Origin of the sequence: Flavobacterium sp. MEB061 (genome assembly GCF_000834715.1) — a bacterium.
Taxonomy (GTDB): Bacteria; Bacteroidota; Bacteroidia; order Flavobacteriales; family Flavobacteriaceae; genus Flavobacterium; species Flavobacterium pectinovorum.
Genome location: NZ_JXQR01000015.1, coordinates 340,968 through 353,306, shown reverse-complemented (window position 1 = coordinate 353,306; position 12,339 = coordinate 340,968). Strand labels below are relative to the sequence as shown.

Here is a 12,339-nt window from a genome sequence, read left to right as displayed (position 1 = left end):
TTACTTTTAGAAGAATCGAGGAGATTTAATTTTACTTTCGCCTTTGTTAAACTGATAACGCAATATGATTTCGTGCGAACCGTCGTTGTATTTGTTTAATTCGCTTACGGTGTAATCAAAAGCATATCCGATGTAAAAACTTCTGGAGATTTGAAAACCAGCCAGGATGCTTACCGAATCATCTGTTCTATAAGCTCCACCAATTACAAATTTTTCTGCAATCATAAAATTCGCCGAAACATCAGCAGTAAGCGGTGCTCCGCTCACTGCTTTTACTAAAAATGCAGGCTTGAATTTTAAATTCGGATTCAAATCAAAAACATAACCTCCCATTAAATAATAATGCAAACGATCATAATCTACTGATTCCTGTACATCATCATAATAGTTATTTTCTATAAAATTAGGAATCGAAAGTCCTAAATACCACTTATCTGTATAGTAATAGATTCCTGCTCCAACCGCTAATTTCATTTGGTTGTCGATATTTTGGTTTAATAAAACATCGTTTTGGTTGTAATATCTTCCTTTAGACCAGTCTACATTTAGCATTCTCATACCGGCTTTAAGTCCGAAGGCTAATCTTTTTTCATAACCAAGAGGTACTGAGTAGGCAAAATTTCCATCAAGATACAGTTCATCAGACGGACCAATTTTGTCGTTAACGACACTTAATCCCAAACCGATATTTTCATTGGCAAGTGGTCCGTGAATCGAGAACGATTGTGTTTCTGGCGCACCATCAATACCAATCCATTGTGAACGATACAAAAGTGTTGCTTCTAAGGCTCCTGTAGACCCTGCATAAGCAGGGTTTACGGCCATGGTGTTATACATATATTGTGTATACTCCGGATCTTGTTGTGCAGTAGCACTAAATGTTATAATAGAACATATTAAGATTAAATACGTTTCTAATGATTTTATATATAGTTTCATAACGATACTTATTTAGTTTATTAATTAGAGGATTAATTATGGGGCTTATCTCATTATAGATAACCATCCTTTTTTAACCTTTCCGTCTCCCATGTCTATCACATAAAAATAAGTACCTGTTGGCAACATATCTCCTCTATTTATAACTCCGGATACATTTGCTGTTCCGTCCCAATCGTTTTCATAATGTTTTTTGCTGTATACTAATGCACCATATCTGTTATATACTTTTAATTCGTTGTTTGGATATGATTCGATACAATCAATTCTGAAAAGATCATTTGCTCCGTCACTATTTGGCGTGAACTCATTGTAAACCGTTAAACAAACTGGTTCTACAAAAGCTGTGGCCGTATTGTTTGTTGGATCAACATCTAAAGGAGTTGAAATTTCGATCGTTGATACGTTTGTATATTCACCATTTGGCATCACAATCACTCTGATTTCTAGTGTTTCGCTTTCTCCTGCATTTAAAGTTGGAATTGTCCAAAGTCCGGTTAAAGGATCGTACACTCCGCTTGATGTAGAAGTTGAAACTAATTCATATCCACTAGGAATTAAATCACTAACAATTGTGTTGATAATAGTTCCTTCGCCAACATTATTGACGGTTATTGTAAATACTATTTCTTCACCAAAATTAGGAGTTGGATTACTAACCGTATTCGTTATCGTAAGATCTGAACATGTCGCTACTGTCACATTTAGTGTTTTTGTAGTAGTTTCATCGCATGTATTGGTGTAGGTTACTGAAACTGTTCCTGTACCAACATCTCCCCATGAAATTGTTGCAGATCCGTCTGAATTTCCTCCACCGGCAGTTATCGTTCCGGTTCCGCTTGTAATTGACCAAACATAATCGGATTTTCCGTTTGCCACTGAATAGGTTACGCCTTGGAAAACACATGGTGTATCGTCACTTGCCGTAATTTGATATGCGGCATCATTTATGAAACTAACCGCTACTGCTAAACGTGTCGCATTTTCACAACCATTTGTTGTATTGCTAACCGTTGTTGCATAATAGGTCGTTGCAGTAAGTGCTGTATTTGCTGCTAATGGAGTTCCTCCTGTTGCAGTAGCATACCAAATTACATTTGGCTCGTTTACCTGAATGCTAGCAACTGTTGGTGCTGCTGATAAACAAAATTCCTGTGTTGTATCTGTTGTAGTTACAACTTCCGGTGTATTTACATTTACTGTAACCAATAATCGTAGTGAATTTTCACATCCTATAGTACTTGAAATAGCTCCATAATATGTTCCTGTCACTAAAGCTGTTGTAGCTGGTATTACTGTACCACCAGTTGCAGTACTGTACCAAACTACATTTGCCTCATTAACCTGAATGTTGGCAACTGTTGGTGCATTTATTGAACAGAAATCCTGTGTATCATCTGTTGTTGTTGGTGTTGCGGTAGGATTGTTTATTGTTACTGTTACAAGTAATCTTGTAGTACTCTCACAACCTGAAACCGGATCTAAAATTCCTCCATAATAAATTCCGTTTGCTAAAGCTGTTGTTGGTGCAATAGCAACTCCACCTGTAGGTGTGCTATACCAAACTACATTTGCTTCGTTCACCTGAATATTAGCAACCGTTGGCGCATTAGAAATACAGAAGTCCTGTGTATCATCTGTTGTGGTTGGAGTAGCCGGATCTGTAACTGTAATTGTTACTGCTAATCTTACGGCACTTTCACAATTGGTTACAGGATCTAAAATAGCTCCGTAATAAACTCCACTTGCTAAAACTGTTGTTGGTGCAAGTGCCGCTCCGCCTGTGGCAGTACTGTACCAAACTACATTGGCTTCATTTACCTGAATGTTGGCAACTGTTGATGCATTTACCAAACAGAAATCTTGTGTATTATCTGTTGTGGTTGGTGTACCCGGATCTGTAACTGAAATTGTTACCGCTAAACGAACTGAACTTTCGCAACCTGTTACCGGATCTAAAATAGCTCCGTAATAAACTCCATTTGCCAAAGCTGTTGTAGCTGGTATTGCTGTTCCACCTGTGGCAGTATTGTACCAAACTACATTTGGTTCGTTTACCTGAATATTGGCAACCGTTGGTGCATTCACTAAACAGAAGTCCTGAGTGTCATCTGTAGTTGTTGGTGTTAATGGATCTGTAACGGTAATTGTTATTGCTAATCTTACTGCACTTTCACAATTGGTTACAGGATCTAAAATAGCTCCGTAGTAAATTCCGTTTGCCAAAGCTGTTGTAGCTGGTATTGCTGTTCCACCTGTTGGTGTACTATACCAAACTACATTTGCCTCGTTCACCTGAATATTGGCAACCGTTGGCGCATTTACCAAACAGAAATCTTGTGTATCATCTGTTGTGGTTGGTGTGCCAGGATCGGTAACTGAAATTGTTACCGCTAATCTTATAGCGCTTTCACAATTGGTTACCGGATCTAAAATAGCTCCGTAATAAACTCCGTTTGCCAAAGCTGTAGTTGATGGAATTGCTACACCGCCTGTTGCAGTGCTATACCAAACTACATTTGGCTCGTTTACCTGAATGTTGGCAACTGTTGGCGCATTCACTAAACAGAAATCTTGCGTATCATCTGTTGTGGTTGGTGTGCCAGGATCGGTAACTGAAATTGTTACCGCTAAACGAACTGAACTTTCGCAACCTGTTACAGGATCTAAAATAGCTCCGTAATAAATTCCGTTTGCCAAAGCTGTCGTGGCTGGTATCGCTGTACCGCCTGTTAAAGTGCTGTACCAAACTACATTGGCTTCGTTCACCTGAATATTGGCTACTGTTGGTGTATTCACTAAACAGAAATCCTGAGTATCATCTGTAGTTGTTGGCGTTAACGGATCTGTAATGTTAATTGTTACTGCTAATCTTACTGCACTTTCACAATTAGTTACAGGATCTAGAATAGCTCCGTAATAAATTCCATTTGCCAAAGCTGTAGTTGATGCTATTGCTACACCGCCTGTTGCAGTGCTATACCAAACTACATTGGCTTCGTTTACCTGAATATTGGCAACTGTTGGAGCATTTACCAAACAGAAGTCCTGTGTATCATCAGTTGTGGTTGGAGTACCCGGATCTGTAACGGTAATTGTCACTGCTAATCTTACAGCGCTTTCACAATTGGATACAGGATCTAGAATAGCTCCGTAATAAACTCCGTTTGCCAAAGCTGTGGTTGGCGCAATTGCCACTCCGCCTGTTAAAGTGCTATACCAAACTACATTTGCTTCGTTTACCTGAATGTTGGCAACTGTTGGCGCATTCACTAAACAGAAATCTTGTGTATCATCTGTTGTGGTTGGTGTACCCGGATCCGTAACTGAAATTGTTACTGCTAAACGAACTGAACTTTCACAACCTGTTACAGGATCTAAAATGGCTCCGTAATAAATTCCGTTTGCCAAAGCGGTGGTTGGCGCAATTGCCACTCCGCCTGTTAAAGTGCTATACCAAACTACATTGGCTTCGTTTACCTGAATGTTGGCAACTGTTGGCGCATTCACCAAACAGAAATCCTGAGTATCATCTGTTGTGGTTGGTGTTAATGGATCTGTAACTGTAATTGTTACTGCTAATCTTACGGCGCTTTCACAATTGGTTACAGGATCTAGAATAGCTCCATAATAAATTCCGTTTGCCAAAGCTGTAGTTGATGGAATTGCTACACCGCCTGTTGCAGTGCTGTACCAAACTACATTGGCTTCGTTTACCTGAATATTGGCAACTGTTGGCGCATTTACCAAACAGAAATCTTGTGTATCATCTGTTGTAGTTGGTGTACCCGGATCGTTTATTGTAATTGTTACTGCTAAACGAACTGAACTTTCGCAATTTGCTACAAGATCTAAAACAGCTCCATAGTAAACTCCATTTGCTAAAGCTGTTGTTGGAGGAATTGCTGTTCCGCCTGTGGCAGTACTGTACCAAACTACATTAGCTTCATTTACCTGAATATTGGCTACTGTTGGCGCATTTACCAAACAGAAATCTTGTGTATCATCTGTAGTAGTTGGTGTAAGAGGATCGTTTATTATTACAGTAGCAGCCTGAAGTGTTCCTGCAATGTTCTCACAAGTTGTATCACTTGAAACGCCTACATAATAAGTAATCGGACTTACAGCACGGGTTAAACCTGTGATTGTTAAAACTCCGGCTGCATCAATTGTATAAGTTGCTCCACTTATTACAGCTCCATTTGCAATTGGCAGTGTTTTAGCATTATCTAAATACCATGTAAATATCGGATTTGTTAATGTAGTTGCTGTTGGTGTCAATACCGCAGCGACATCATGACAAACTGTTATATCATCAACAGAAATATCAGTTTCATTTGATGGAGGCAATATTGTAAATGTAATTTGTTTTCTGTCTGCTTCAGCAGTTTGACAAAATTCATCTGAACTAACTCCTACATAATAAGTATATGTTCCGGGAACTAAACCAGTCACAACTAATTGTGGTGTTGTCTCTCCTGGAATTAACTGAGCAGTTGTTCCGTCAAAACTATACCAATAGTAAATTGGATTTGTTAAGGTTGCTGTTCCGCTTAAGCTCGTTGCTAAAGTTACGGTTCCTGTTGGAGAACAAATTGAAGTTGTCGTAGCTCCGTTTAACGTAATATCTGTTAAAGCATTTTCAGGAGTTGAAGCGCTAACCTCAACAGTAACTTCTCCTCTCGCAAAAGTTTCGCAACCATAACGAACAGGCTGTACGTAGTATTTATAAATTCCTGCAGCCAATGTGCCTGGAATTGTATAAGTAACTCCCGTTGCTACTACAGAACCTCCCGTAGGCGAATCGTACCACTTATAAGTAGAACAGGCATCGGCCGGAATTTGCAGTGTGACAGCTGATCCCGGACAAACCGTTACTTTATTATTAAGATCGCTGCCTATGACTTTTGTATTTCCTACACGCTCAACAGTATGAACTCTAAGGAATTCTAAAACTCCTGCTACACCTCCAAAACGAATTCTCACACGATCATAAGGTTCTGGCTGAGAAGATACAAGTACCATTGACATTGTATTTCCCGGTAATAATCTTAAGCTTAAAAATGTACTCGTATTTTCAATAGGAGCTCCTACTGCAACATTACCTAAGTAACGTTGAATACTAAATCCTGTCAATAAATTAACATCTAATAAAACAGCAGGTTTTGAAACCACTATTCTTAGTGTATCACTTGCAATTGCCGGTGTTTTAAATGCCACTGTTAAATCGGCTGCAGCCAAAGCCCCAACTCCGCTATACATCGTTGCAAAAGTTGTTATATCATTATCAGCAACATTAAAAGAATCAGTAACTCCAACTGTAGCAGTTAATGCTCCTATTGGAAGACCTAAATCTGTTGCTCCATAATAAACATCCTGAATATCTCCAGGTGTACAAGTAACTGTTGGAACAGATATGTTGTAATAAGCATCAAATACTTTTGTGTTTTGTGCAACACTTAAAAGAGAAGCCGACTGAATTCTCACTCCATTATAAGCCTGAGGTCCGGAACCATTTGCAGGAACAAAAGTATATTCAAAACTATTATCACCAGACAATAAGTTTAATAATGATCCCGAAACAGATTGTAAAGGTCCAATATCAACTCCGTTCAAAGTTCCAACTACTGATAGGTTTTGTCCCACTGCAACTGCGCTATACTCAGATCCTAATTTAATAGTAACCGGAGTTCCTTTTGCAATATTTGCAGGCCAGCTTAAAGTTTGCCAGGTTGTACCAACACCTAAAAGACCTAATCCTGTTGTAATAGTCGAAAATGTTTGCGGATTTCCGTCAACGGCATTTATTCCGTTAGAAACCCCTCCTGTTACAATCGAACCGGAAGTCTGTGCAGTAGCATAAACTCTTTCGGTTAAAGACTGACAAGCAGCAGGATCTATAACATTGATAGAAACCGTTCCTGTAACTGTACAGTTTAAAGCGCTTGTAGCAACTACTGTATAAGTATAGATGCCGGGAGTATTTAAAACACCTGTTGTATACGGTGGCCCGGCTACAGGATTTCCTTGTGGATCAAACCAGGCCAAAGTTCCGTCTGATGTTGCATTTAATGCTACTGTAGCTCCTACATTTACTGAAATTGAAGGTGTTACAACCAAACTTGGCAACGGATTAATAGTCACTGTTACTTGTAAAATAGCAGATGGACATGTAACACCGTTACCTTGAGCCTGAATTGAGTAAACACCACTTGTATTTATATTTGCTGCAGCATTTGCAGGTAAAACATTATTTGATGGATCATAAAAAGTATATGTTGTGTTTCCTGATGTATCAAAACCTGTAATGGCATTTGCTAAATTTACAGTACCACAACCTACTAGAGGTGTACCAATTACAACTAAAGGCGTAACTGTTGGAAAATTAACCACTACTTCTTTTAAAGTATTGATATCATTATCGCAAGTTGCACTATTTGAAACAGACACATAATAACTATAAGGAGCTCCCGCAGCATTTAAACCTGCGATTGCTAATGCTCCGGTTGTTGGATCTTTTGTAAAAGTTACTCCCGGCTGCGCTGCAACAGTAGTTCCTGTTATAATTTCCTGTGTTTTATTTTGATCTGTATAATATCTAAATTGTGCTGCTGCCAAAGGCGATGTAGGAGATAATGTAACTTCTCCAGCACATGAAGCTTCCTGCGGACTTACTATCGTTACATCTGCAGCAGTTGCAAATGGCGCCACAGTAACCGTTACAGGTTGACGAACGCTATTAGTACAAGCTCCGTCACGTGTTGCTTCTATATAATAAGTTGTTGTTGCTGTTAAATTTGGTGTAGTATATGATGCTGTAGCTGAAAGCTGAGTTCCTGCACTTGGAGCATCATACCAGGTAAATGTTTCACCTGCTACTGTTGAACTAGCTGCTAAAGTTGCCGGTTGTCCGCTACAAATTGAAGACGCAGCACCAGTAACTGTTGCAGGATTGAATCTGTAAGAAGCTCCGTAAATGTCTAAACTTGTTAATAAAGTAGCCACGCCACCCAGTCTAACTTCAACAGCTGTAAAAGGTCCCGCTGCCACAAAACTGGCTTTTAAACGAGTAGATGATAATAATTGAACATCAATTAATGATCCGATATTAACCTGATCAGCATTTGGAGTTCCTCCATTATAACTTCTTAAACTAATATAAGAAAGAGCAGTTACATTTGCAATTCCGGCTGGAATTCCTAATTCTACATCTATAATATCGCCCGCGTGTCCTGCTGTAGAAAATGTTAGCATTTGTTGTATGTAATCATTTACTAAGCCAACAGGCACTGAAAGATTTGCTGCTGTTGCATCATTGGCATCAATAGAGTTTCCTTCATTTACCGAACTACATAATAAACATCCCGTAAGTCCCCCTTTTGAAGTTACCTGAGCATTTACCTGCAAACAACTGCTTACAGTGTTACTTATTATAACATTTATCGCCGTTCTTGTACTACTAATACAAGTTGAAGTTGTATTTCTGGCAGTTACATAATATGTTTGATTTGCTGTTAAGACAGGAGTTGTATAAGTAGCTGTTCCTGTTCCTCCAGCCAATACTGTTCCTCCCGTTGGTACATTATACCAATCAAATGTAACATTAGAGTCCGGACTTGATACTTGTAAAGTTGCAGTTTGCCCTGATTGAATAATTACACTGGACGAAGCTGCTATTGGTGCTGCAGGTAACGGATTAACCGTTACAGTAACCGGAGTACGGGTTGCACTTGCACAACTTCCAATTCCGGCTTCAACATGATAAGTTGTGTTGGCAGTTAAATTTGGTGTTGTAAAAGAATTTCCGGTAAATAATAAATTTCCGGCAGAAGCTGCATCATACCAAGTATATACAGTTCCTACAACTGGCGTATCTACATTTAATATAGTCGTCTGACCGCTACAAATTGTTGTATCTCCTGCAGCAATAACCGGAGCAACCGGATTATCAATTGATATTAATACCGGAAAACGCTCACTATTAACACAACCATTTCTTGCTATTTCTATATAATAGGTAGTTGGAGTTGTTAAAGCTGGTGTTGTATAAGCAGCTGTATTAGCAAGTGATGCACCGCCTGTTGCTACACTATACCAGTTAATAGTTTCTCCAACTGCAATATTAGCAACTAAAGTAGTCGTTTGTCCACTACAAATAGTTGTATTTCCTGCCACAGTTGGCGCTTTATATCTGTAAGTTGCCTGATAAATATCTAAACTTGTTAAAACAGTTGCTAAACCTCCTAATCGAATCTCAACACGATCAAAATTAGCACCTGCAACTACACTAGCTCTAAAACGATCACCTGTTAATAATTGTAAAGTTACCAGCGGATTCGTAACTGATATTCTGTCATTATTATAAGTTGCCCCATTATAAGTTGCTAAAGTAACAGCTCCTAATAATTGAAGATCAGCTATTCCGCCCGGTAATTCTAACTCTACATCAACAATGTCACCCGCTTTGCCAGGATTATTAAATTGTAAGGTTTGTTGAACCCATCCGTTAATTAAACCAACGGGAACCGAAATTCTTGCTGCTGTTGCGGTATTTCCGTCAACAGAGTTATTAGGATTAGTACTGCTGCATAGCAAACATAAACCGTTTTGAAGTGTTTGCTGACTGCCAGCTTCTAAACATCCGCCCAAAGCCGATGGTATAACTGTTACTGTTACAGGAACTCTTGTTGCGCTTACGCAGTTTCCTGACGCACTTTGAGCCTCAACATAAAAAGTTTTTGTTGCTGTTAAAACAGGAGTTGTATAAGTTGGCGTATTTATAGCAAGTGCTGTTCCGCCTGTTGCAACATCATACCAATTTAATGTAACTCCCGCCTGAGGAGTTGCCGCGGTTAATGTAGCATTTTGTCCAGATTGAATAGTAACACTTTGCGTTAAAACCGTTGGAAGAGCAGGAACAGCATTCGAAATTACATCTACCTGAGTTCTTGCAGGGCTCAAACAGCTTCCTATTGCAGCCTCAACATAAAAACTTGTAGTTCCCAAAGGAACAGTTGGAGAGTAAGTAATTCCTGAAGCTAAAGCTACACCTCCCGAACCTACATTATACCAATTGTAAGTCGTTCCCGGAATTGGGTTAACAACTGATAATGTAGTTTGTTGTGTTGCACCAGTCGAACAAATTGCCGTACCGGTTGTACTAATCGCAGGAGCAACAGGATTTGACACATTAACGACAACTGGTACACGTTCATTTCCTTCACAGCCCGCTGCTCTCGTAACACCAATATAATAAGTAGTATTAGCAGTTAAAACTGGCGTAGCATAAGAATTTGTAGTTGCCAAAGCTGTAGTCGAAGTTGGTGAGCTATACCATGCTACTGTAGTTCCGGCAGCCGGAGTAGCTGTTAATGTAATTGAGCTTCCAGAGCAAATCGTTTGATTTAAACCTCCTGTTACTGCTGGAGGAGCAAATTCTAAACGAACATCATAAATTCTTAAATCAGTCAGCACGCTTACTAAGCCTCCTAACTGAATTTGAACCTGATTTGCAGGACCTGTCAAAGTATATCTTAATACCCCGATAGTGTTTCCCGGCAACAATGACAAATTAAGTAACGGATCGTTAATCGCTACTGCAGAACCAACATTGGTACCATTTAATTTAGCCTGAACTGTACCCGAAGATAATAATGACAGATTAAGCAATCCGGCACCGCTACCTATATACAAAACAATTTGATCGCCTGCACTTGCCGTTTGGTTAAGAACCAAAGTTTCCTGTGCAGAACACAACACTCCAACGACCGTACTCAGCGTTGCAAATGTCGTTAAGCCTGCGTCGTTATCGTAGGCCGCTGTAGGGCTAGTTACACTTGTACCAAGGCAGATCCCGGAAACACTATTAGTGTTGGATACTGGTCTGCAAAAGGTTTGCCCAAATGCATTATTACATAGAAGTAATAAAAAAAACAGCCCTAATAATCTCTTCTGAAAGAGGAGATTACAAAAAGTAAAGAATTTTTTCATAATTTGGAAGATTAGAAAATGGACAATAAAATACCTGTTGCGATAGGCACGTATGCCTAAGCAATTATAAAAAACGTTAATAATCAATTGATTAAATCAAATTTTAAAACCTTACCTAGCTAAAATTTTAAATTAGATTTTGTAAAAAATTGTATTGCGTATATCAAAATACACTAAAGAGAATTTTTATCCACAACGAATAATGTTAAGCCTACATCTTTCGCGTAGGCATCTGTAGAGTTCGTTACACTTGAACCAATGCATACACCAGAAATACTATTCGTATTTGATGCTGGTTTACAAAAGGTCGGCTCAAATGCATTATTACATAGAAGTAATAAAAAAAGTAGTCCTAACAATCTCTTCTGGAAGATGAGATTACAAAAAGTAAAGAATTTTTTCATAATTTGGAAGATTAGAAAATGGACAATAAAACACCTGTTGCGATAGGCACGTATGCCTAAGCAATCATAAAAAAATTAATAATCAACTAGTTAAACCGAAATTTAAAACCTTACCTAACTAAAATTTTAAATTAGATTTTATAAAAATTATATTGTTTAGTATATATCAAAATATACTAAAGAGCACTTTTTATCCCAAACGAATAAAAGATGTCTCAAAACTTTAGGAAATATTGATCTGAATCAATCTTCCAAACGGAGTGATTTGTACCTGAACTAATTTTCATAAAGAAAACTATAGGTTAAGTAATGCGGGGGGAGTTTAATAATATAGAGTATGATCCAATATTATAGAAAGTTGATTAGGCGATCTACAATTTGTTTATTTAGAATTTAGGTTCTAAAATTGAATCATGATTTTTTATGCAAAAACACATTGAATTTAAAATGAAACGCAACAATGCTGTTCATTAACAAATCCTCTACTGGGGTTTGGAAATAAAAAGCTATTATTATGTTTAAATTTATAAAACAAATTTGCCAATGAATTAAAAATAGATTTTGGAGTAAATTGAATTTTACCCAAAAGAGAAATAAATAAAAACAGAAGAATAAGAATACCTAATGCAAACTTGATAAAAAGAGTAAATTTCAATTCCATAAGTAAATGAATTAAGTTTATATTAAATCTTCAGCTTTTAATCAACCTCAAAAACAATAATTAAGTTCATTTTTTTTTAACCAATTCAATTATGCCTTTGCTGTTTGTTTTTTATTTCAAAAAGTACAAACACATTTTGTTTAACTTTTTTCCTTTACTAAAATTAAGAAAAACCTAAATATAAAACAAGTACAAAACTCTTATCTTTTTTAAATTACTAAAATTCAAAAAAACAAAAAAGATATAAATCTCAATAAAATCAAGGCATTAAATCAAAAAAAGGACTGTTATAGAAATCATAAATAAAACCATATTTTTTCGTAAAAATACAAAAATGTAAGTTTA

At 37.7% G+C, this 12,339-nt stretch carries 2 protein-coding genes; both read right to left on the bottom strand.

What is annotated here, in order from left to right:
• Positions 1-6 precede the first annotated feature (6 nt).
• The gene (locus RT99_RS08775) at positions 7-939 is read right to left on the bottom strand and encodes a type IX secretion system membrane protein PorP/SprF (RefSeq protein WP_042564345.1); all 933 of its coding nucleotides are present in this window, start codon (positions 937-939) and stop codon (positions 7-9) included.
• A gap of 45 nt (positions 940-984) precedes the next feature.
• Positions 985-10,929 (bottom strand): T9SS C-terminal target domain-containing protein, encoded by a 9,945-nt coding sequence (locus RT99_RS08770; RefSeq protein WP_042564344.1) that lies wholly within the window; start codon positions 10,927-10,929, stop codon positions 985-987.
• Positions 10,930-12,339: the final 1,410 nt, after the last annotated feature.